Annotated in this window: 17 protein-coding genes; 12 read left to right on the top strand and 5 right to left on the bottom strand. The window is 76.3% G+C overall.

The annotated features are described in order from the left end of the window. The first annotated feature begins 8 nt into the window (after positions 1 to 8). Both ACFP3U_RS00635 and ACFP3U_RS00630 read left to right on the top strand, forming a co-directional pair. Positions 9 to 881 (top strand): AAA family ATPase, encoded by an 873-nt coding sequence (locus ACFP3U_RS00635; protein WP_380223041.1) that lies wholly within the window; start codon positions 9 to 11, stop codon positions 879 to 881. Beyond that, a complete protein-coding gene (locus ACFP3U_RS00630) occupies positions 878 to 2,407 on the top strand; it encodes a vWA domain-containing protein (RefSeq protein WP_380223040.1) in 1,530 nt (509 codons plus the stop codon). Before ACFP3U_RS00635 ends, ACFP3U_RS00630 begins: the two co-directional genes overlap by 4 nt. A gap of 53 nt (positions 2,408 to 2,460) precedes the next feature. On the opposite strand, the gene ACFP3U_RS00625 is transcribed toward ACFP3U_RS00630, so the two are convergent. Continuing rightward, on the bottom strand, positions 2,461 to 3,462 hold the full coding sequence (locus ACFP3U_RS00625) for an alpha/beta fold hydrolase (RefSeq protein ID WP_380223039.1): 1,002 nt from the start codon (positions 3,460 to 3,462) through the stop codon (positions 2,461 to 2,463). Between the two features lie 236 nt (positions 3,463 to 3,698). Here ACFP3U_RS00625 and ACFP3U_RS00620 point away from each other — a divergent pair, with 236 nt between their 5' ends. The 5 genes from ACFP3U_RS00620 (at position 3,699) to ACFP3U_RS00600 (ending at position 10,515) form a co-directional block, all read left to right on the top strand. Beyond that, complete coding sequence (locus ACFP3U_RS00620; protein WP_380223038.1) at positions 3,699 to 5,186, top strand: D-alanyl-D-alanine carboxypeptidase family protein; 1,488 nt, start codon at positions 3,699 to 3,701, stop codon at positions 5,184 to 5,186. 28 nt (positions 5,187 to 5,214) lie between these two features. After that, positions 5,215 to 5,640 (top strand): PPOX class F420-dependent oxidoreductase, encoded by a 426-nt coding sequence (locus ACFP3U_RS00615; protein WP_380223036.1) that lies wholly within the window; start codon positions 5,215 to 5,217, stop codon positions 5,638 to 5,640. A gap of 433 nt (positions 5,641 to 6,073) precedes the next feature. Continuing rightward, entirely contained in the window at positions 6,074 to 8,389 is a 2,316-nt protein-coding gene (locus ACFP3U_RS00610; RefSeq protein WP_380223295.1) for a heavy metal translocating P-type ATPase, read from the top strand. A gap of 44 nt (positions 8,390 to 8,433) precedes the next feature. Then, positions 8,434 to 8,928: a copper chaperone PCu(A)C gene (locus ACFP3U_RS00605; protein ID WP_380223034.1), complete on the top strand. Its 495-nt coding sequence runs from the start codon at positions 8,434 to 8,436 to the stop codon at positions 8,926 to 8,928. A 327-nt stretch (positions 8,929 to 9,255) separates the two neighbouring features. Further along, entirely contained in the window at positions 9,256 to 10,515 is a 1,260-nt protein-coding gene (locus ACFP3U_RS00600; RefSeq protein WP_380223033.1) for a hypothetical protein, read from the top strand. A gap of 95 nt (positions 10,516 to 10,610) precedes the next feature. On the opposite strand, the gene ACFP3U_RS00595 is transcribed toward ACFP3U_RS00600, so the two are convergent. Both ACFP3U_RS00595 and ACFP3U_RS00590 read right to left on the bottom strand, forming a co-directional pair. Continuing rightward, entirely contained in the window at positions 10,611 to 10,916 is a 306-nt protein-coding gene (locus ACFP3U_RS00595) for a hypothetical protein (RefSeq protein ID WP_380223032.1), read from the bottom strand. 259 nt (positions 10,917 to 11,175) lie between these two features. Continuing rightward, a complete protein-coding gene (locus tag ACFP3U_RS00590) occupies positions 11,176 to 11,622 on the bottom strand; it encodes a nuclear transport factor 2 family protein (RefSeq protein ID WP_380223030.1) in 447 nt (148 codons plus the stop codon). A 235-nt stretch (positions 11,623 to 11,857) separates the two neighbouring features. Here ACFP3U_RS00590 and ACFP3U_RS00585 point away from each other — a divergent pair, with 235 nt between their 5' ends. The 4 genes from ACFP3U_RS00585 to ACFP3U_RS00570 all read left to right on the top strand — a co-directional run bounded on the left by ACFP3U_RS00585 (position 11,858) and on the right by ACFP3U_RS00570 (position 19,708). Then, on the top strand, positions 11,858 to 12,502 hold the full coding sequence (locus ACFP3U_RS00585; RefSeq protein ID WP_380223029.1) for a class I SAM-dependent methyltransferase: 645 nt from the start codon (positions 11,858 to 11,860) through the stop codon (positions 12,500 to 12,502). A gap of 550 nt (positions 12,503 to 13,052) precedes the next feature. Then, positions 13,053 to 16,082, top strand: coding sequence for a type 2 lanthipeptide synthetase LanM family protein (locus ACFP3U_RS00580; protein ID WP_380223028.1), 3,030 nt, complete (start codon positions 13,053 to 13,055; stop codon positions 16,080 to 16,082). Positions 16,083 to 16,184: 102 nt separating this feature from the next. Then, the gene (locus ACFP3U_RS00575; RefSeq protein WP_380223026.1) at positions 16,185 to 16,376 is read left to right on the top strand and encodes a hypothetical protein; all 192 of its coding nucleotides are present in this window, start codon (positions 16,185 to 16,187) and stop codon (positions 16,374 to 16,376) included. 308 nt (positions 16,377 to 16,684) lie between these two features. Further along, complete coding sequence (locus ACFP3U_RS00570) at positions 16,685 to 19,708, top strand: helix-turn-helix transcriptional regulator (RefSeq protein ID WP_380223025.1); 3,024 nt, start codon at positions 16,685 to 16,687, stop codon at positions 19,706 to 19,708. A 35-nt stretch (positions 19,709 to 19,743) separates the two neighbouring features. Here ACFP3U_RS00570 and ACFP3U_RS00565 read toward each other — a convergent pair whose 3' ends face one another. Beyond that, positions 19,744 to 20,634: a Vgb family protein gene (locus ACFP3U_RS00565; protein WP_380223024.1), complete on the bottom strand. Its 891-nt coding sequence runs from the start codon at positions 20,632 to 20,634 to the stop codon at positions 19,744 to 19,746. A gap of 133 nt (positions 20,635 to 20,767) precedes the next feature. Here ACFP3U_RS00565 and ACFP3U_RS00560 point away from each other — a divergent pair, with 133 nt between their 5' ends. Next, positions 20,768 to 21,340, top strand: a complete 573-nt coding sequence (locus ACFP3U_RS00560; RefSeq protein WP_380223023.1) for a hypothetical protein — start codon at positions 20,768 to 20,770, stop codon at positions 21,338 to 21,340. On the opposite strand, the gene ACFP3U_RS00555 is transcribed toward ACFP3U_RS00560, so the two are convergent. Beyond that, entirely contained in the window at positions 21,331 to 22,518 is a 1,188-nt protein-coding gene (locus ACFP3U_RS00555) for an AI-2E family transporter (RefSeq protein WP_380223021.1), read from the bottom strand. The two genes, ACFP3U_RS00560 and ACFP3U_RS00555, sit on opposite strands and share 10 nt — an antisense overlap. Positions 22,519 to 22,529: the final 11 nt, after the last annotated feature.

Here is a 22,529-nt window from a genome sequence, read left to right as displayed (position 1 = left end):
GGGCACACATGGGCGGCGAGGGCACGCAGTTCTTCGAGTCGGTGGCCGACACGGCCGCCCGACTGGCCGAGGCCGGCTACCTGGCCTCCACGGAGGTCGCCACCACCGTCTTCCTCGCCGACCGGCTCGGCAAGCCGCTGCTCGTCGAGGGCCCGGCCGGCGTCGGCAAGACCGAACTCGCCAAGGCCGTCGCCGCGATCGGCCGGGCCCGGCTCGTCCGGCTCCAGTGCTACGAGGGCATCGACGAGGCCCGCGCCCTCTACGAGTGGAACCACGCCAAGCAGTTGCTGCGGATCACCGCCGGGCGGGACGAGGGCTGGGACGCCACCCGCACCGACATCTTCGGCGAGGAGTTCCTGCTCACCCGGCCGCTGCTCACCGCCATCCGCGGCGACGAGCCGACCGTCCTGCTGATCGACGAGATGGACAAGGCCGACGTCGAGGTGGAGGCGCTGCTGCTCGAAGTGCTCAGCGACTTCCAGGTCACCGTGCCCGAACTGGGCACCATCACCGCGAGCCGCCGCCCGTTCGTGCTGCTCACCTCCAACGCCACCCGGGAGCTCTCCGAGGCGCTGCGCCGGCGCTGCCTCTTCCTCCACCTCGACTACCCGGAGGCCGAGTTGGAGCGCCGGATCGTCCGGCTGCGGGTCCCCGGGCTGGACGCGACGCTGGCCGACTCGCTGGTCCGGGTGGTCGGCGCGCTGCGGGCGCTGGAGCTGCGCAAGGCACCGTCGGTCGCCGAGACCGTCGACTGGGCCCGCACCCTGCTCGCGCTCGGCGCCGACACCCTGGACGAGACGGTCGTCCGGGCCACCCTCGGCGTCGTCCTCAAGCACCAGGACGACGTGCTGAAGGCCGCGCAGAAGCTCACCGTCGCATGACCGTCCCGCCGCCGTCCGCTCCCGGAGACGGGCCTGGACCCAGGCACGGCACCGTCCCGGCGGACCTCGCCGCCCGGCTGACCGGCTTCGTCCGCGCCCTGCGCACCCACGGCCTGCGGATCGGGCCCGCCGAGACGGTCGACGCGGCGGCCGTCCTGGACGTCCTCGGCCTCGCCGAACGCGAGCAGGTCCGGGCCGGCCTCGCCGCCGCGCTGCTGCGCACGGACGGGCAGCGCGGCGTCTTCGACGCGACCTTCGACCTCTTCTTCCCGCTCGGCGTCGGCGATCCGGAGGCCGTCCGCCGAGCCGCCGCGCCGGACCCGGCCGACCTGGCCGGCCCCGGGAGCGGCTCGCTCGACCCCGCCGCCGCGAACCCCGCCGCCATGGACCCGGCCGCCCTGCGCGAGGACCTCCGGGCGCGGCTCGCGGCCGCACTCGCCGCCGACGACCGGGCCGCCCAGGTCCGGCTCGCCGGTGAGGCGGTGGCCGCCTTCGGCCGGTACGGCACCGCCGGCGCCGCCGGCACACCCGGCTCCGACGGCTGGTCGGCCTACCAGACCCTCGGCCGGCTCGCGCCCGAGACCCTACTGGCCCGCGTCCTCGCGGCCCTGCGCGCCGGCACCGCCGCAGACGACCTCGCCGCCGACCTCGCCGACCAGCTGCTCCCCGACGAGATCCGCCGCCGCATCCAGGACTTCCGCGCCCTCGTCGCCACCGAGGCACGCCGACGGGCGGCCGAACTGCGCGGCACCGAACGCCTCGCCGAACGGGCCGTCGCCCCGAGCCCCGACCGGATCGACTTCCTCGCCGCCGGCCGCGACCAGCTCGCCGAACTACGGCGCACCGTCCACCCCTTGGCCCGCAAACTGGCCACCCGGCTGGCCGCCCGCCGGCGCCGGGCGGCCCGCGGGCGGATCGACCTGCGCCGCACCCTGCGCCGCTCCCTCTCCACCGGCGGCGTCCCGCTGCGCCCGGCCTACCGGCTGCGCCGCCCCGCCCGGCCGGAACTGGTCCTGGTCTGCGACGTGTCCGGCTCGGTGGCGGGCTTCTCCGACTTCACCCTGCTGCTGGTCCAGGCGATGCGCGACCAGTTCAGCAAGGTCCGGGTGTTCGCCTTCGTCAACCGCACCGCCGAGGTGACGGACCTGCTCACCCGCGGCGGCGGCGACCCGGCCGCGCTCGCCCGGCGGATCCTCACCGAAGCCAAGGTGATGGGCTACCACGGCAACAGCGACTACGGCTCGGCCCTCGGCGAGTTCGCCGACCACCACCTGGACGCCGTGGGCCCGCGGACCAGCGTGCTGATCCTCGGCGACGCCCGGAACAACTACCGGGATGCCAACGTCCCCGCCCTCCTGCGGATCGCGGCCCGCGCCCGCCAGGTGCACTGGCTCAACCCGGAGCAGCCCGCCCTCTGGGGTACCGGCGACTCCGCCGCGCCCGCCTACGCCCGGGCGGTGGAGATGCACTGCTGCCGCAACGCCCGCCTGCTGGGCGAGTTCATCGCCCGGCTCCTGCCGGTCTGAGCGGCGCGGCGGCGGGCCGACGACAAGGCCCCGCCCGCCACCCGCCCGCCGGCTCAGCCGTCCAGGTGCCCGAGGAAGTCGAGCAGCGCCGCGTTGACCTCGGCCGGGCTCTCCTGCTGGGTCCAGTGGCCGACGCCCGGGAGGGTGACACGCCGGTACAGCTTCGGTGTCAGGCGCTCCAGCAGCCGGCGCAGCGCCTCCTCCGGGATCAGCGCCGTGACCATGTCCTGGTCCCCGGCCACGTAGAGCGCGGGGACGTCCACGGGCCGGCCGGCCAGCCCGGCGAGCAGCTCGTTGTTCCGGTCGATGTTGCGGTACCAGTTGAGCCCCCCGGTGAACGCCCGCTCGCCGTGCTCGGCGTAGTCGGCGACGAAGGCCTCGACGTCCGCCTCCGAGAGCCAGTGGGGCAGCTTCTCCGGCTCGGGGATGCTCTCCAGCAGCGTCTGCCCCTCGCGGACCACCCAGACGCGCGGCCCCGCGCCGCCGCCCCGCGGACGGTCGCCGGAGACGCCGCGGAGGATCCGGCGGAACGTCGCGTGCAGGTCGTGGCCGAGCTCGGCGTCCGCGACACCGGGGCGCTGGAAGTAGTTCTGGTAGAAGCCGTCGCCGTACCGCTCCCGGCCCTGGGCCAGCGGCGGCGGGCCGAGGGTGGGCAGCGGCGGCACGCTCAGCCCGGCCACCCCGCGCACCAGGTCGGGGCGCAGGGTCGCGGTGGTCCACGCGACCGGGGCGCCCCAGTCGTGGCCGACCAGGACGGCGCTCTCCTCGCCGAGGGCGTGGATCAGCCCGGTGACGTCGCCGACCAGGTGCAGCAGGGTGTAGGCGTCGACCGACGCGGGCTGCTCGCTGCGGGCGTAGCCGCGCTGGTCGACCGCGACCACCCGGTAGCCGGCCTCCGCGAGCGGCGCGACCTGGTGCCGCCAGGAGTACCAGCTCTCCGGGAAGCCGTGCAGCAGCAGGACCAGCGGCCCCTCCCCCTGCTCGGCGACGTGCAGCCGGACACCGTTCACCTCGACATGACGGTGCGCGATCCGTCCGTACGCCTGCTTGGTCATGCGGCCCTCCTCGTCGACGACTCGTCAACCGGCGGAACGGCCGGCGTCCGAGGGTTCGTTCCCCCGTCCCGGCCCGCCGCCACTGCCGTGGCCGCCGGGATCCGACTTTCGGAGCGACCGGGGCCACCAAAGTCGCGCGTGCGGAGCAGCGTCCACCGGCCCGGGCGGGGCCCGGAGCGGCCCCGGACGGAGCAACGGGCAGGGCGGGTCGGCGGCCACCCGGGTACGTTCGCGGTGTGCAGCAGAGGTCACCCCACGTCAGAAGGCACGCCCGGGCCGGGAGACCGGCGGCGGCCGGCGCCGTCGCCGTGCTGGTCCTCGTGGCCGGTGCGCCCGCCGCCTCGTCGGCCGGACTCCTGACCGCGACCCCGTCACCCTCGGCCAGCAGCACCGCCACCGCGACGGCCGTGGCCGGTGCCGCGCAGGACGCGAGCACCGTGGTCGGCGGCGAGCGGCTGGCCCGGCCGGCCGTCCAGGTGGCGCCCCGGACCGGCGCGCCCGAGCTGCCCGCCGGACTGACCGGACGGTCCTGGCTGATCGCCGACGCCACGACCGGCGAGGTGCTCGCGGCCCGCAACGCCCACCTCCCGCTGCCGCCCGCCAGCACGCTCAAGATGCTCTTCGCGGACACCGTGCTGCCGAAGTTCGACCGGTCCCTGGAACACCGGGTCGCCCCCGTCGAGCTGGCCGCGCTCGGCGCGGGCAGCAGCCTGGTCGGGATCAAGGAGAACCTGCCGTACCGGGTCGAGGACCTCTGGCGGGGCGTCTTCCTCGCCTCCGGCAACGACGCCGTGCACGTCCTCTCCCACATGAACGGCGGACTGGCCCGCACCGTCACCCAGATGCAGGAGCGGGCGACCGCCCTCCAGGCCCTGGACACCCGGGTGGTCTCGCCGGAGGGCTACGACCAGGACGGGCAGGTCTCCTCGGCGTACGACCTCACGCTGTTCGCCCGCGCCGGGCTGCGCAACCCGGACTTCCGCAGCTACTGCGCGACCCGCACCGCGCACTTCCCCGGCGCGGTGGACAAGACGACGGGGCAGCGCACCACGTTCGACATCGCCAACACGGACCGCCTGCTGGGCAAGTACCCGGGCCTGATCGGGGTGAAGAACGGCTACACCACCAACGCGGGCGCCACCTTCACGGGGGCGGCCGAACGGGGTGGCCGGACCCTGCTGGTGACGGTGATGCACCCGGAGCAGCAGTCCAAGGTCTACGACGAGGCGGCGCTGCTGCTGGACTGGGGCTTCGCGGCGGCCGGCAAGGTCGAGCCGGTCGGCCACCTGGTGGAGGAGGCCGCCGGCGCCTCCGCCCCGGCGGGCCCCGAGGCGCCCGCCGCCGGCGGTGTGCTGCCGCACGCCATCCGGGAGGCCGACCGCGCCCTCGGCCCGGGCGGCTGGACGGCCGTCGCGTTCGGCGCGGCGCTGACGCTCGCGCTCTGGACGGCGGTCCGGTTCCGCACCCGGCGGCGCCCGCAGGCCGGGACCGCCGCGGTCGCCGGGCCCGCCCCCTCCCCGACCGTGCTCGGCGGCGTCGCCGTACCGCCGCGGCCGGACTACGCGCCGCGCGTCGCCCGCACCGCCCCGCCCGTCGCGTCCTCCGCGCCGCGCGGTGCCACCGCCGTCGGCGGTGCCACGGCCGTCGGCGGCGGCAACCGCCGACGCCTCGCCCGCCGCGCCCGGTCCCTCGTCCGCTCCGCCGGCGCCCGCCGCCGACACTGACAGGCTGACGGGCCCTAGAATGCCCGGCATGAGCGCCACTCCCCACCCCGACCCGCACCGGCAGGAACGGCTCGCACGCCTCGTCGGCCTCTCCTCCGGCAGCTACCTGCTGGTCACCACCTTCAAGAAGGACGGCACGGCCGTCCCGACGCCGGTGTGGGTGGTGCGCGACGGCGAGGCGCTCGGCATCTGGACCGTCACCGACTCGTGGAAGGTCAAGCGGATCCGCAACCGCCCGGACGTCCTGGTCGGCCCCTGCGACGTCCGCGGCAATCCGACCGGTGAGTCCGTCCCGGCCACCGCCGAGATCCTCGGCCCCGAGGGCACCGCCGCCTACCGGACGCTGCTGCGGCAGAAGTACGGCTTCCTCGGCGTCGCCACCCTGCTCGGCAGCCGCCTGCGACGCGGCGAGCGCGGCACCATCGGCATCCGGCTCACCCTCACCGACGACTGACGCCGCACCGGCTCCCGCCCCCTCCTCCCCACCCAACTCAGCGACCACGCCCCCAGATCGTCCGCATCCCGCTGCCGCAGCGCGCCCCGCCCCGTGCCGGCCGGGCGCGGCGGTACACCCATTGGTGGGTGTGATTCGGGTCATTCGGGGTGTACGGGAACTCGGCGGGGTGGGGGGACGACTGGTGGGGCGTGAGTGGGATGTCGCCGGGTGCCCGGCCGTTGAGTGTGCTCGCGGGGTTCGCCCTGCTGCTGGTAGTGGTCTTCGTCGTGGCGTTCGCGGTGGGTCGCGGCGCCGGGCCGGTGACGCCCGGGCTGACGCCCGGTGGCGGAGGCGGCGGGAAACCCGGGATGGGGCACGACATGGGAGCGGCCCGGTGAGGGCGGCCGAGGAGGCCGACGCTCTCGTGAGCACCGACCTGGTGGTCGGCGGGATGACCTGCGCGGCCTGTGTGAGCCGGGTGGAGAAGCGGCTGGCCCGGATCGAGGGCGTCACCGCCGGGGTGAACCTGGCCACCGGCCGGGCGCGGGTGCTGCACCCGGCCGAGGTGGGCGTCGACGACCTGGTGGCGGCGGTCGAACGGGCCGGTTACACCGCCGGGTTGGTGCCCGAGGGGGTGCCGCCCACCGGCCCCGAGGCGGAGGACGCGGACGAGCGCCGGCGGCTGCTGGTGACGGCGCTGCTGGCGGTGCCCGTGCTGGTGCTGTCGATGGTGCCGTCCGCGCAGTTCCCGGCCTGGCAGTGGGTCTGCTTCGGGCTGGCGCTGCCGGTGGCGAGCTGGGGTTCGGCCGGTTTCCACCGGCGGGCCTGGCAGGGGCTGCGGCACGCGGCCGCGACCATGGACACCCTGGTGAGCCTCGGGGTCGTCGCCTCCTTCGGCTGGTCCGCGTACGCGCTGCTGTTCGGCGGGGCGGGCGAGATCGGCATGCGGATGCCGTTCTCGCTGACGGCGGACGGCGGCGGCACCGCGCACGTCTACCTGGAGGCGGCCGTCGGGGTGCCGCTGTTCGTGCTGGCCGGTCGGCTGCTGGAGGGGCGGGTGCGGCGGCGCAGCGGTTCCGCGCTGCGGGCGCTGGCCGAGCTGGGCGCCAAGCAGGTGTGCGTCCGCGACCCGGAGACCGCCGAGGAGCGGCTGCTGCCGATCGAACAGCTCCTGCCGGGGCAGGAGTTCGTGGTCCGGCCGGGTGAGCGGGTGGCCACCGACGGGGTGGTGGTCGAGGGCGGTTCCGCGCTGGACCTCAGCCTGCTGACCGGCGAGTCGGTGCCGGTGGAGGTCGGCCCCGGTGACCAGGTGGCGGGCGCCACGGTGAACGTCGGCGGGGCGCTGGTGGTGCGGGCGACCGCGGTCGGCGCGGACACCCAGCTGGCCCGGATCACCGCGCTGGTGGCGGACGCCCAGGCCGGCAAGGCGCGGGCGCAGCGGCTGGCGGACACGGTCGCCGGGGTGTTCGTCCCATGCGTGCTGACGGTGGCGGTCTGCGTGCTGGGCTTCTGGCTGGGCGCCGGGGCCGACCCGCAGGCGGCGGTGACGGCGGCGGTCGCCGTGCTGGTGGTGGCCTGCCCGTGCGCGCTGGGCCTGGCCACGCCGACCGCGCTGCTGGCGGCGACCGGGCGCGGGGCCGAACTGGGCGTCCTGGTGCGCGGGCCCGAGGTGCTGGAGAGCCTGCGCCGGGTCGACACCGTGGTGCTCGACAAGACGGGCACGTTGACCACCGGCCGGATGGAGCTCGCGGCGGTGGCCGTGGCCGCCAGCGCGGGCGTCGACGAGGACCGGGTGCTGCGGCTCGCCGGGGCCGTCGAGCACCGCTCGGAGCACCCCATCGGGCGGGCCGTCGTGGGGGCGGCCCGGGCCCGGTGCGGCTCCGAACCCCTCCCGGCGGTGGCCGAGTTCGCGGCCACCGCCGGGGTCGGGGTGTCCGGCGAGGTGGAGGGGCAGCGGGTCCGGGTGGTCCGCCCGGACGACGCCGGGGCGCCGCTGCCGGCGGAGCTGACGACGGCGCTCACGGACGCCTCCGCGGCCGGCCGCACGCCGGTGGTGGTGGAGCTGGACGACCGGCCGGTGGCCGTCCTGGCGGTCGGTGACACGCTGCGTTCGGGCAGTTGGCGCGCGCTGCACCGGCTGCGCGGCATGGGCCTGGAGCCGGTGCTGCTGACCGGTGACGGCCCGGGCGCGGCCCACGCGGTCGCGCGGGAGCTGGGCATCGAGCGGGTGCACGCCTCGGCCTCGCCGGAGCGCAAGGCGGAGGTGGTGGCCGAGTTGAAGGCCGCCGGGCGGACCACGGCGGTGGTCGGCGACGGGGTCAACGACGCCGTCGCGCTGGCCTCGGCGGACCTGGGGGTGGCGCTCGCCTCGGGCAGTGACGCGGCGATCGGCGCGGCCGGGCTGACGCTGGTGCGCGGGGACATCGAGGCGGTGGTGGACGCCGTCCGGCTGGCCCGGCGCACCCTGGGCACGATCCGGGCCAACCTGGTGTGGGCGTTCGGCTACAACGTGGTGCTGATTCCGCTGGCGGCGGTGGGGCTGCTGAACCCGATGCTGGCGGCGGTGGCGATGTCGCTGAGCTCGCTGCTGGTGGTGGGCAACAGCCTGCGGCTGCGGACGTGGCGTCCGGGGCGGGGTGCCGCGGACGGGGGCGGGGGCGGCGACGGTGGCGGTGGCGCGGGCGGGGGCGCGGCGGGCGGTGGCCGGCGGTCGGGTACGGCTCGGCGGCCGGCCGGGGCGCGGCGTTCGGCGGGTGCGACGTGGTGAGCGGGACGGCGGACGGGCGCGGGACGCTGAGCGGAGGCAGGACGGTGAGCGGGCGGCGGGTGGCCGAGCGGCTGAAGGTGGTCGGCCCGCCGGTGGGGGCCGCCGCGGTGGCGCTCGCGCTGCTCTCCGGGTGGACGGCGATCGGCGGCGCGGGCACCGCGCGCCCGGTCGAGGCCGGACCGGGCTGGCTGCTCCTGCCCACGGCGGGCGGGGTCCCGGCCACCGCCGCGTTCTTCACGGTCCGCAACCCCGGCGACATACCCGACGAACTGACGGGCGCCAGCTGGGAGTTCGGCGGCAAGGTGACGCTGAAGCGGCATCTGCACCAGGGCGCCGCCGGCCGCTGGGAGCCGGCCACGGCCCTCCCGGTGCCCGAGCGCGGCGAGCTCGCGATGTCCCCGGAGGACGCCGATCTGATGATCATCAATCCGCCCGCGCTGACGGTCGGCCAGTGGGTGGAGTTCACCCTGACCTTCCGCAACAGCCCGGACCTGCGCGTCAAGGCCGAGGTCCGCCCACCCGGCGGCCGGCGCGGCTGAGGCGCACCCTGACTCCGAGGAGGCCCGGCCCCCCGTCCGGCCTCCTCGGACCCGCCGGGCGGGGCACCGGTCACTGCTCGACCGGTGCCCCGACCGGTGCCCGGGCGACGGGTTGTCGGTCGGGCCCGGTAGTTTGTGGACCGCCCTTCCGGGCCGTCCGCACCGGGCCGCCCGCTCCGGGCTGCCGAAATGCGGATGCCCCCACCAGGGGTTCTGTGCTTCGCTGTGCCGCACCCGTCACAGCGGCACGCCGTGCCCGGCAGCGCCGGTCGCGTCCGCATGCCCGACAGCCGTACCTTGCACCTCAGGAGTTCTGCCATCAGCACCGTGATACGCCGGTCCGCCCGCACCACCCTGGCCGCCGCCGCCTGCGGCGCCGTCCTCGCCACCGGCCTCGCCGCGTGCGGCACCGTCCAGCAGCTCAGCGCGGCCGAGAAGGTGTCGAAGGCCTTCGACGCGTTCGGCCGGAGCAAGTCCTTCAGCGCCAAGCTGTCCGTCGACGCCACCCCCGCGCAGATCGAGGCGTTCGGGGCGGCCACCGGTGAGGAGATCGACAAGGAGGGCGCTGCCGCGCTCTCCGCCGTGAGCCTGTCGATCGCCTTCAGCGCGGACAAGCCGCTGAAGGACATCCAGCCCTCCAAGGGCGCCGGCAGCGGCGCCGCGCAGCCGGCCGACCCGTCGGTCTCGGCCTCCTACACGCTCACCGGCAAGGGCGGCGCGCCGCTGGTGGAACTCCGCCAGGTCGGCGGCAAGGCCTACGCGCGGGCGGACCTCGCCGGCTTCGCGCACCTCGTCGGGGAGGACGCCGCCGAGGTCGAGGGGCTGGCCGAGGGCCTGCCCGGCGCCCTGCAGAACGCGCTGAAGGGCCAGTGGGTCGCCTTCGACCCGAAGGTGATCGAGGGCGCCGACCGCCCCGGCCGGTCCACGAGCGGCGGCGCCGCGACCCCCGCGCCGACCCTGGACCCGAAGGTCTCGGAGAACCTGACCGCCTCGCTGAAGGACATCCTCGCCCACGACCTGTCCTTCGAGGACAAGGGCAAGCAGGACGGCAAGGACCGGATCATCGTCACCGCCCCGGCCCGCAAGCTGACGGACGACCTGCTGAAGGCCGTCGAACCGCTCGCCAAGGACATCCCGAACCTCGGCAAGCTGCCGAAGACCGCCCCGACCAAGGTCCCGGACCGCCCGCTGGCGCTGGACGTCCTCCTCGACGGCGGCACGCTGTCCGCCGTCAGCTTCGACCTGGCGCAGCTGGAGGAGAAGGCCGCCCCCGGCACCCCGCTCCCGCTCCGGATCGCGTTCGGCAAGGACACCCCGGCCGTCCAGGCACCGACCGGCGCCACCGAGATCGGCTCCGAGGACCTCGCCGGCCTCGTCGGCGGCCTCACGTCCGGCGGCCCGCTCGGCTCCCGCCACACCGGCCCGGGCGGAGCGGGCGGAGCGGACGGCCCGGTCGAGCCGCTGACCGACGCCCAGGTGAAGGAGCTGACCCGGGACGGCGCCATGAACGAGGAGCAGGTGCGGCTGTACCACGCGATGGGCATGAGCTTCCAGGACATCAAGGACCTCGCCGACCTGCACGCCTGACCGAAAGGCCGCTCCGCGCCCGCCGGACCGACGGAGGTCAGACCGGCGGGCGCGGGGTGGCGGCGCCGGGCGGGGCCTCAGCGCCAGGAACGCCGTCAGTAGTACCACCACTCCAGGCAATTGCCCTGGGCGTCCTCCTCCAGGCAGATCCTGGCGGGGATACCGGCGGTCACCGAGCGCGGAATCGGCCTGTCCCGGTCCACGAACTCGGTGACGATCCGGTCGCCCTCGACCCGGGACACTCCGTGTTGCCGTTCGAAGTCGATACCCATCTCGGCTTCGAGGGCCAGGCTGACGACGGCGTACTTCGTCTTCAGGTCCGGGTACCGCATGAAGACTTCTCCGACGGCCTCGAAGAAGGCCGCGTCCACTGCCGATCCGACCGCGCGCTCGGTTGCCATGGATGACTCCTGATCGATTGGGGGGTGGCCCTCACGCGTCATCGCGACACGTAGGAGAGCTCGGCGACATGCCGTGGTGATATGCCGTGGTGGTTGTCATGCGGCGATCGTCCACCGGGGCCCGCCCGGCCGCGAGCGGGGCCGGGCCTGCCACTGCTCCGATCGGGGGGGCAGGCGGCGGCCGACGACCAGGTCCGGGGCACAGCGGCTTCCCGGCGGCGGCCCGACCGGGGAAAGGCCGCCGCCGGGAGGCCCCGGCCTACTCCGCCGCCGGCCGGAGGGCGCCCAGCAGCCGGTCAACGGCGCCGAAGGCGACCGCGCCGTCCAGCGGGTTGGTGTACACCCGGGACCACGTGATCAGACCGCCCCGGACCCGGGCGAACATCACCGAGTCGAGGGTGTAGCGCTTGCCGGTGGCCAGCACCTCGCCGTGCAACCGGTACTCGGCGACGGCGAGTTCGGGGTCGCTCGTGCCGTACACCTCGACGTGGTCGACGGCGTCGAAGCGCTGGATCGCGGCCCCCCGCTGCAGGTGGGTGAGGAAGGCCTCCCGGCCCGGCTGCTGCGGCGGCACGCCGGGCGTCAGGTAGGGCAGTTCGAAGACGGCGTCGGTGGTGACCAGGTCGACTACCGCCAGGTCCGGGCCCTTGCCCATCAACTGGACGAACTGGCGCAGGACTTCGCTCGGCGAGGCGGTGGCGGTCATCGGACGTTCCTCTCGACAGGACCGGGACGGCATCCCCGGTGGCTGATTGATATCCGGGTCTGGAGCCCCTCGGCAAGGGTACGGCGGAGGGTCGGTGACGGTTCGTCAGGGGTCACCGCCGGTGCGCGCCGAGGAGGCCGAGCAGCAGGAAGGCGGCGGCCGGCCACGGGACGAACGCCCCCGCCCCGCGCACCCCCGCCGCACCACCGCCGCCCTGCCGTGGCATCATCGGGCCATGTCGGCACCTGACGACCAGTCCGCGTACTGGAACTCCACCGGGACCACCAAGACCTTCGGCCACCCGCTCAACCCCGCCTGGACGGCGCGGATCGATCGGGACGCGGCGGTGCTGGACTACGGCTGCGGCTACGGCCGGCTCGCGGGCGAGCTCGCCGCGCTGGGCTTCACCGACGTCGAGGGGGTGGACGTCGCCCCCGAGCTGATCGCCCGGGCCCGGGCCGAGCAGCCCGGCGCCCGCTTCGCCGTGCTGGCCGACCCGCCCGGGCTCGACCGGCCGGACGGCGGCTACGACGCGGCCTTCCTGTTCGCCGTGCTCACCTGCGTCCCGGACGACGCGGCCCAGCGCGCCCTGGTCGCCGAACTGCACCGGGTGCTGCGGCCGGGCGCTCTGCTGCACGTCAGCGACTACGGCCTCCAGCCGGACGAGCGCAACCGGGAGCGCTACCGCCGCTGCGAGGCGCGCTACGGCCGGTTCGGCGTGTTCGAGACGAGCGACGGCGCGGTCTGCCGCCACCACACCCGGGACTGGCTGGACGGACTGTTCGCCGCCTTCGACCCGGTGGACGAGCGCGAAATCCCGGTGGTCACCATGAACGGCCGCCCCGCCGTGGCCACCCAACTGCTGTTCGCCCGGCGCTGAGCCGCCGTCGCCCCGACGGCGACCACCCCCGTCCATCGGCGGGGGTGCGGCGGATCGTGCGGGCCGGGCAGCACAAAGATGGGGGCTCGACCCCCATGCCCCGGCGACCGCCGCAACGACAGGATCATCAACGAGGGCAGCGCCTTCGACGGCAGCGCGGCTCTCTCCCGGCATCGGAGGTGCGGTGGTGGCTGAGGTGAACGCCGTGCACGACACGCGCCTCGACGGGGGCGCCGGACCGGTTCAGGGCCCGGTCACGCCGGCGGTCCCCTCGGCCACACCGTTCCCGCACACTCCGATGCCCGGCGACTTCCCCGCACGAACCGAACGAACCGAACGACCCGAAGGAACCGAAGGACCTGCCCGACCCGGCGCACCCGCGCCGGCACCCGACCCGTACCATCCCCACCCCTCCCAGACTCCCCGCTCCCACCCCGCTCGTCTCCGGTCCCCCCGTGCCGGCGGCCCGTCGTGGTGGGAGCGGGGACTCACCCCCGGTCGGCCGGTCCCGGCCGCCCGCCCGGCCTGGGCCGCGTTCACCGAGGCCGCGGTGGCCGCCGCGCCCGTCCGGCCGGTGGTGCCGCGTGCCGCGTACCCGGGGCTGACCGGCTTCGCGCTCGTCCTGCAGCCCTTCGCCGACCGCGCGCAGGTCCGACTGCTGACCGCGCTCTCCCCCGCCGTGCGCGCCGCCGAGCAGCTGGGCCGGATCGACCTGCCCGCGCTGCGCGCCGAGTTCACGGCGCGGCTCACCGAACGGCTGGCCCGGATCGCCGCGCGCACCCTCGTCCTGGAGCTCAACGTGGCCCGGGGCGCCGGGCGGCTGGCCGGTGGCACCCCGCAGGAGCGGTTCCGCTCCTTCCTCGCGCTCACCGCGCGCCGCGAGGGCCTGGCCGCGCTGCTGCGCGACTACCCCGTCCTCGCCCGGCTGCTCGCCACCGCCTGCCTGGAAGCCGCCGACGCCCACGCCGAACTGCTGGACCGGTTCGCCGTCGACCGGCCCCTGCTGGTCGCCGGGCTGCTGCGCGGTCGCGACCCGGGCACGCTGCTGGCGGTCACCGCCGACGCCGGCGACCGCCACCGGCGCGGCCGGGCCGTCGGCCTGCTGCACTTCGCGAACGGCGCCGCCGTCGTCCACCGCCCCCGGCCGCCCGCCGCGCACCGGCACTTCAACGCCCTGGTCGGCTGGTACAGCGCCCAGCCCGGGGTGCCCCGACTGCACGCGCTCGGCCTGCTCGACCGGGGCAGCCACGGCTGGACCGAGTACGCCGAGGCCCGCCCCTGTCTGACCCAGTACGACGTCGAGCGCTTCTACCGGCGGCAGGGCGCGCTGCTCGCGCTGCTGCACGTCCTGGACGGCACCGACATGCACTTCGAGAACCTGGTCGCCTGCGGGGACCACCCGGTGCTGGTGGACGTCGAGACCCTGTTCCACCCGCCCGTAGGAAGCCCCGGCCCCGACCCCGGCCCCACCGGCGACCCCGGCCCGGCCGAGGACCCGGCGGCCCGCGCGCTCGCCGACTCCGTCCACCGGGTCGGCCTGCTGCCGCAGCTGCTGATCGGCGACGACGGCGCCGTGGACGTCTCGGGCATCGGCGGCGGCGGTACCGGGCGGCGACTCTCCCCGGTCGACGGCGTCGACTGGGCGGGCGCCGGCACCGACGAGATGCGGCTGGTGCGCCGCCCCCGCCCGTTCGGCGGCTCCCACAACCGGCCGCGGCTGGGCGGCGCCCCCGTCGACCCGGCCGACCACACCGAGGCCCTGGTGGCCGGCTTCCGCGCCGGATACGCCGCGCTCGCCGCCGGCCGTGACGAACTCACCGGCCCGCGCGGGCTGCTGCGCGCCTTCGCGGACGCCGAGGTCCGGGTGGTGCCCCGGGCCACCCGGGTCTACGCCCGCCTGCTCGACGAGTCCACCCACCCCGACGTGCTGCGCGAGGCCGGCGCCCGGCAGGCTCTGCTCGACCTGCTGAGCACCGACGCGGTCGACGACCCCGGCCGCCCCGGGCTGGCCGACCACGAGATCGCCGACCTGTGGACCGGCGACGTCCCCTTCTTCACCACCCGGCCCGGCTCCCGCGACCTGTGGACCTCGGACGGCCACCGGCTGCCCGGGGAGTTCGCCGAACCGGGCCTGGCCAGGGTCGAGGCCAAGCTCGCCGCACTCGGCGCGGTCGACCGCAAGGACCAGGAGTGGATCGTCCGCGCCGCCATGGCCGGCGCCGCCGACACCCCCGCCCACCGGCCCGGCCGTCCGGAGCCGGAGAACGTCTGGGCCACCGCGCCCGAGCCCGAGCGGCTGCTGGCCGCCGCCCGGGGGCTCGGGGACCAGCTCGTCGCCGCCGCCTACCAGGGCCGCTCCCGCACCAACTGGCTCGGCCTGGAACTGCTCGCCGACCGCTACTGGCGGGTCCGGCCGCTCGGCGCCGACCTGGCCGGCGGGTACACCGGCACGGCGCTCTTCCTCGCCCAGCTCGCCGCGCTCACCGGGACCGACCGCTACGCCGAGGCCGCCCGCCGCGCCCTCGCGCCCGTCCCCGGGCTGCTCGACGCCCTCGGCGCCCACCCCGACCACCCGGCCGCCGTCGGTTCCGGCGCCTTCGCCGGCCTCGGGGGCATCAGCTACGCGCTCACCGAACTCGCCCGGCTCCTGGACGACCCGCTGATCGCGGGCTGGACGGGGGCGGCGGTGGCGCTCACGGCGGCCGCGGCCGAGCGCGAGAGCGACCCGGGCGTGCACAGCGGCACCGCCGGCGGACTCGCGGCCCTGCTCGCCGTCCATGCCGGAGCCGCTGGGACCACCGGCGGCACCGGTACCGACGCGCTGGCCGCCGCCGCCCGCTGCGCCGAACGGCTCGCCGCCCACCCCCTCCCCGCCACCACCGGCTTCGCCCACGGCTCGGCCGGCGTCGGCTGGGCCCTGCTGCGCTACGCCGAGGCCGTCGGCGAGCCCGCCGAGGGCCCGCACCACCGGGCCGGACTGGCCGCCCTGCACGCGGCCACCGCCGTCCGCTCCCGCGAGGGCTCCTGGTGCCGGGGCCGCCCCGGCGTCGCGCTCGCCGTGGTGGACAGCCCGCCGGCGCTCGCCGACCGCCGGCTCGCCGACTGGGCCCAGCGCGCCGTACGGAACACGGCGCGCGCCACGGCGCTCGGCGACCACAGCCTCTGCCACGGCGAGCTGGGCGTGCTGGAACTGCTCGGCCGGCACGGCCCCGCCCCCGGCCGCACCCCGTGGGTCCGGCGGGCCGGCGCCCTGCTGGCCGCCGTCGACCAGGACGGGCCGCGGTCCGGAACGCCCGACCACGTCCCGCACCCGGGGCTGCTCACCGGGCTGGCCGGGATCGGCCACGGCCTGCTCCGCCTCGGCTTCCCCGACCAGGTGCCCGCCGCCCTGCTGCTCCGCCCGGGCACCCCGGCGACGCCCCGCCGGGCCGCCATACCCCGCGACCCGTTCCTCCCCAGCCCGGCGACCGCCCCGACCGCCCCGAATTGTCCGGACGTCGGCGGCGGCCCGAGCACCCCGTGCCCGACCGCCCTGCCGCGCGCCACCAGCGGGCCGCGCAGACCGGTCGCGCTCCGCTGACCGTCCCCCGCCCGCACCACCCGTCCCGACCGAACCGGCGCCACCCGAACGACGTCCTCATCCCCGGACCATCCATCACCACCACGAACGGAGCACCCGACCATGCACCACCGCGACGAGCGGCTCACCCTGCCGCAATCCGCCGTCCGCCCCGGCGAGACGGCCGACCACCCGGCCGGCGAGATCCGCCTGCGCACGGGCGGCGGCCTGGGCCTGCGTTCCCACCTGCTCGCCGGGACCGGCGGCGCCATCCCGCCGATCATCGAGTTCCCGACCATGACCACTCCCTACTGATCCCTCGGATCCCGCTGGTCCCGCTGGTCCCGCTGATGCGTTCAGCTCCCTTCCGGTCCCGTCCGGAAGCAGCCCGACCCACCGCACCACCCCGGCCCTGACCGGCCGGACCGTCCGCCGCCGAGGACCGGGCAGCCCCTCGGCGGCGGACCCCGCACCACCGCGCGCCGCCACCGGCCCACGCGCCGGTTCGAAGCCCCGCACTCCGATTGTGGTCGTACGGCAACCATCCGGTGCTGACACGGCATCTGCTTCGTGGCCGATTCACCGCACTTCAGAACGGAATCCCCGTCAAGTAGCCTGCGCGCATGCGCACCACGTCGTCGATCACCGTCGGCCGCGCCGCGGAGCTCGCGATGCTCGGCGGCGCGCTGGCCGCTGCCCGGCAGCGGTCCGGCGGGGCGGTCTTCCTGCTCGGCGAGGCCGGCATCGGCAAATCCCGGCTGGCCGGGGAGTGCGCCTACCACGCGTACGGGGTGGGCCTGCCGGTGCTGCGCGGGCGGGGCAGTTCGACCGGGACGGTGACGCCGTTCCGGCCGCTCATCGAGGCGCTGTCCTCCCGGTTCCGGGCCGCCGGTCCGCCGACCGACCCCGAACTCGCGCCCTACCGTCCGGCGCTCGCCCGGCTGGTCCCCGAGTGGCGGGACGCCACGGCGGCCGGCCCGGGCGTCTACCCGGAGACGGTGGTCGAGCTGGCCGAGGCGCTGCTCAGGCTGCTCGCGGTGCTCGGCCGCGACCAGGGCTGCGTCCTGCTCCTGGAGGACCTGCACGACACCGACGCCGAGACCGTCGCCGTCCTGGAGTACCTGGTCGACAACCTGGCGGGCCTCCCGGTCCTGCTGCTCGCCACCCTGCGGGCCGAACCGGGCCCGGCGCTGGAGCTGGTGCGGGCCGCCGAGCGCCGCCGCGCCGCGACCGTCACCGAGCTGCCGCCGCTGCCGCCCGCCGAGGTGGCCGCGCTGGCCGCCGCGATCCTGGAGGGCGAGGCCGCCGAACTGCCGCCCGCCCTGGTCGGGCACCTCGTCGAACGCGGCGACGGCTGCCCGTACCTGGTCGAGGAGCTGCTCGCCGACCTGCTCGACTCCGGCGCGCTGCGGCGGGCCGAGGACGGCCGCTGGGTGCTGGCCGACGGGTCACGGCCGGGCGTGCCCAGCACCATCGTCCGCAGCTGGGGCCACCGGATCGACCAACTCGACCCGCAGGTGCGGGAGTTGCTGGTGACGGCGGCCACCCTGGGCAGCCGGTTCTCGGTGACCACCGTCCAGCTGATCACCGGCTACGACGACCGGACCCTGTTCAGCCACCTCCGCTCGGCCTCCGAGGCCAATGTGATCGTGCCGGACGGCGCGGCGCCGGACCGCTACGCCTTCCGGCACGCGCTGACCGCCGACGCGGTGACGGCCGCGCTGGCCCCCGCCGAGCGGGCCGCGCTGGCCCGCCGGGCGGCCCGCGCCATCGTCCGGGCCGATCCGGAACTCGCCGACGAACGGCGCCAGTTGGTCGCCTCCCTGCTCCTGGCGAGCGGCGACCGGGCGGGCGCGGCGGTGCACTTCGCCGAGGCCGGCCGACGGGTGCTGGAGGCCGGGGCGGCCGGCTCCGCGGTGGTCCTGCTGGAGCGCGCGCACGAGCTCGCCGGGGACGCCGAACGGGCCTGCGTCACGGCGCAGTTGCTGCCCGCGCTGGCCGAGTCCGGGCAGCTGGACCGGGCGTTCGAGCTGGTCCGTACGCTGCCGCCGGTCCCGCAGTCGGCGACCGTCGCGCCGGGCACCGGCACGGAGCGGGCGGCCTTCCCCGCCCCGGACGTCGAGCACCGGATCGAGCTGCACACCCGGCTCGCCTGGGCGGCGGTGATGGCCGAGCGCGGCGCGGACGCGGTGGCCCAGGTGGCCGCCGTACGCGCGCTCACGGCGGGCCGGCCGCGCCCCGAGCAGGACGCCGCGCTGGCGGTGGTCGAGGGCCACCTCGCCCTGCTGCCAGACCACACCCCGGCCCCCGACGAGGACCCCACCACCGACACGGCCCCCATCACCGCACCCACCGCCGCCCGCCTCGCCGAGGCCGAACGGCGGGCCCGCCGCGCCGCCGAGGTGGCCGAACGCGCCGGCCTCCCGGTGGTCGCCTGCCAGGCCTGGCAGTTGCTCGCCCTGCTCGCCCGCGAGCGCGGCTTCGACGCCGCCGACGCCTGCCTGGAGCGGATGCTCGCCGTCGCTGAGGCCAACGCCCTGCCCGTCTGGCGGGTCGAGGCGCTGCTCCGGCTCGGCGCCAACGCCTTCATGCGCACCGGCGACGGCACCCGGCTGGAACGCGCCCGGGAGGCCGCCGCCGGCCTCGGCGCGATCGTGCTCACCCAGACCCTCGACGGCCTGCTCGCGATGAACGCGGTGATGCGCGGCGAGTGGCAGACCGCCCGCGCGATCGTCGACCGCTGCCTCGACGCCACCGCCCGCCTGCACAACCTCGCCGCCCACCGCTACCTGCTGCTCTCCTCCGCCACCCTCGCCGCGCACCTCGGCCGGGTCCGGGAGATGGAGCGCGAACTCGCCCGGTTCCGGCAGGCGGGCGGCGAGGAGTCCTTCCTGACGCCGCTGCGCTACGGGCTGTGCCGGGCCGTCGGCGCGCTGCTCGCCGAGGACCGCGCCACGGCCCGCGCCGAACTCGCCGCCGGGCTGGCCTGGGAGGAGGAGCACCCCAGCGTGTTCTACCTGGCCGGCCGGCACGGCCTGCACCCGCTGCTGGAGGTGGTCGAGGGCCACTGGGATCGCGCCGAGCTCGACCGGGCCGCCGCCGTGCCAGCCGCCGAACTGGCCTGGAACCGCCAGTTCCTGCGGTTCGCGGACGCGGTGCTGCTGGGCCGCGAGGGGCGGTCCGCGGAGGCCGCCCGGGCGATCTCCGAGACCCGGCCGACCGCCGCGGCCTTCCCGCTCGCCCACCACCTCGCGCTGCGGCTCACCGCCGAGGCCGCGCTCACCGAGGGCTGGGGCGAACCGGTGGCCTGGCTGCGCACCGCCGAGGAGTACTTCCACCAGTTGGAGGTCCAGCCGGTGGCCGTCGCCTGCCGCACCCTGCTGCGCCGGGCCGGCGCGAGCGTCGCCCAGCACCGGGGCGGCCGCGACGCCGTCCCCGCCGACCTGCGCACCTGCGGGGTGACGGTCCGCGAGTACGAGGTCCTCGTCCTGCTCGCCGACCGGCCGGGCAACCAGGAGCTGGCCCGCAAGCTCTCCATCTCGCCGCGCACGGTGGAGAAGCACCTGGCCAACCTCCTCGCCAAGACCGGCCGCCCCGACCGCGCCGCGCTCTGCGGCCTCGCCGCCGAACTCCGCACCGGCCCCTGATCCGCGAGCCTCGGCGGGTCAGCCGGGCTCGCCGCTCAGGGGGTCAGCCGGGCGATCGCGCCGAGTTCCAGGGCCACGTGCACGGTGCCGTCCGGGGTGACGGCGATGCCGTGCGGTTCGGTGGCCACGTCCGGCTCGCCGCCGTCCAGCTCGTACCCGGTGTAGACGCCGTCGGGCGTCAGGGAGCCGATCCGGCCGGCGGCCCACTCGGTGAACCAGAGCCGGCCGTCCGGGCCCGTGGTGACGGCGTGCGGGCGGGCGTCGCGGTCGGGCAGCGGGTACTCCGTCACCTCGCCGTCGACGGTGATCCGGCCCACCTGGCCGGCGCCGATCTCGACGAACCAGAGCGCGCCGTCGGGGCCCGCCGTGATGCCGACCGGGGCGGCGCCGCCGGTGGGCAGCGGGTGCAGGGTGATCTCCCCGTCGACCGTGATCCGGCCGATCGCGTCGGCCTGGTTGAGGGCGAACCAGAGGGCGCCGTCCGAGCCGGCGGTGATCATCGAGGGGAAGGCGCCGGCGGCCGGCAGCGGGTACTCGGTGACCTCGCCGTCCACGGTGATCCGCCCGATCCGGTCGGCGTTCAGCTCGGTGAACCAGAGCGCGCCGTCGGGGCCCGCCGCGATGCCGTAGGGCCCGCAGGCCTCGGTGGGCAGGGCGAAGGAGCGCGTCTCGCCGTCCACGGTGATCCGGCCGATCCGGTGGTCGCGCATCCGGGTGAACCAGAGCGCGCCGTCGGGCCCCGCGGTGATCACCGAGGGCCCGCAGTCCGGCGCGCCGAGCCCGAAGCGGGTGACGCTGCAGTCCGCCGCCAGCCGGCCGATCTCCCCCGCGTGCACCAGTGTGAACCACACGTCGCCGTCGGCACCGGCCGCCACCCCGTACGGCCCGGCCACCCCGTCCGACACCACGACCCGTTCCATCGTCATCGGTCGCCCCACCCCTCTCTTTTGACACATTCGCAACAAAAAACCGTGTCCGGAGCACTCTCCCCCACCCGCCCCGCCCCGGGCAAACCACCGCCCCGGCCGACTGTCAGTGGGGTGGCCTACCGTCCTCGGCATGGGCATCTATCTGGTGAGCGTCGAGGCCGACGACTGGCTCGACGAGGACGTGCTCGGGCCGGTCGCCCGGGAGCTCGACGCGGTGCTGGCCGGGCGGGGGCTGGCCCCGTTCGTCTGTCCGCCGGTGACGGAGTTCCGGGCCGGGTCGGGGCGGCACTTCGAGGAGAAGCTGAACCGTCCGATCAGCGGGTTCGAGGCGTTCTGCCGGGAGCTGGCCGACGGCACGGTGGAGGCGCTGCTCGGCTGGGACGTGCTGCTCCCGGTCGAGTTGGAGGCACCGGTGCTGCTGCCGGTGGAGTGCGCGTACAACGACATGACGGCGGTCGGTGACGCGCACCGGGCGCTGGACGCCGCCCGGCGGCTCGCCGAGCTGCTCGCGCTGCCGCCCGGGATACCGGAGCACTGCGACAACCTGGAGATCGGCCGCTGGTTCGAGGAGCACGCGGCGGCCACGGCGGCCGTCTCGCCGGGGCTCTGGACGGAGGACCTGGACACCGCCTTCCACGCCGCGCTGTTCCTGCGCGCCGCCGAGTACGCGCTGCGGAGCGGCCGTCCGCTCGTCTACTCCTGACGCCCCTCGACGGCCGGCCCGGCCACCGCGCCACCGTTCACCGCGCCACCGTTCACCGCGCCACCGTTCACGCCGCCGCCGTTCCGGTCGGGGCGGCGGCCCCGCCCCGGTGCGCCGCGCAGCACCGAGACGACGCCGAGCCCGGCGGCGCAGACCGGTACGGCCAGCAGGGCCCCGATGATGCCGGCGATCCCGGAGCCGGCCACCACGGCGACCATGATGGTGCCGGGGTGGAGTTCCACGGTGCGGCTCTGGATCACCGGCTGGAGGACGTTCCCCTCGATGGCCTGGACGGCGAGGACGATGCCGAGCGCCCACAGCGCGGTGCCGAGTCCGCCGTCGGCGAGGGCGACCAGGACGGCGACGGCGCCGGAGAGGAAGGCCCCGACGAACGGGATGTAGGCGCCCATGAAGACCAGCGCGCCGAGCCCGGGCGCGCCGGGGACGCCCAGGGCGAGCAGGCCGACGGTGATGAAGAGCGCGTCGATCAGGGCGATCAGCGTGGTGCCCCGCATGAAGCCGGCCATCGCCTCGAAGGCCCGCTCGGCGCAGGCGACCACGGTCTCCGCGCTGCGGGCGGGCAGGTAGGAGCGGATGACGTCGCCGGTGCGGTGGCCGTCGCGGAGGAAGAAGAAGACCAGGGCGAGGGCCAGCACGCCACCGGTGCCGATCTGAGTGGCCAGGCCGAGGCCGGAGAGCACGCCGTTGGTGAGGGTCGAAAGGAGCGAGTCGGTCTCGCCCTGGGCGTTGTCCAGCGCGTGCCGGATCTTCTCGCCGACCGGGCCGAGCCAGGAGGCGAGCCGGTCTCCCGCCTCCGGGAGCGCGTCGGCGATCTGTGGGGCGCTGTGCACGAGCGAGTTGACGAGCAGGGAGATCACGGCGCCGACGGCGGTGACCAGGACGGCGCAGGTGAGCCCGGCGGCGACCGAGCGGCTGACTCCACGTCGGACCATCCACGGCATCACCGGATACAGCAGGGAGGTGCCGAGCAGCGCCAGGATGACCGGGACGGTCGCCGCGCGCAGTTCGACGAGGGCGAAGACGACCAGCGAGGCGACGGTGATGAGCAGCACGATCGCCGCGGACCAGGCGGCGCCCGCCCGGACCGGGGGCGGCAGCATGAGGTAGGGGCGGCGATGGTCCGCCTGCCGCCGTTCGGGCGGAGCGTCCCCCGGCATCGATCCTCCGT

Source organism: Kitasatospora misakiensis (assembly GCF_042656005.1).
Taxonomy (GTDB): domain Bacteria; phylum Actinomycetota; class Actinomycetes; order Streptomycetales; family Streptomycetaceae; genus Kitasatospora; species Kitasatospora misakiensis.
The sequence above is the reverse complement of the archived record's forward strand: the minus strand, read 5'-3'. Positions and strand labels throughout refer to the sequence as shown.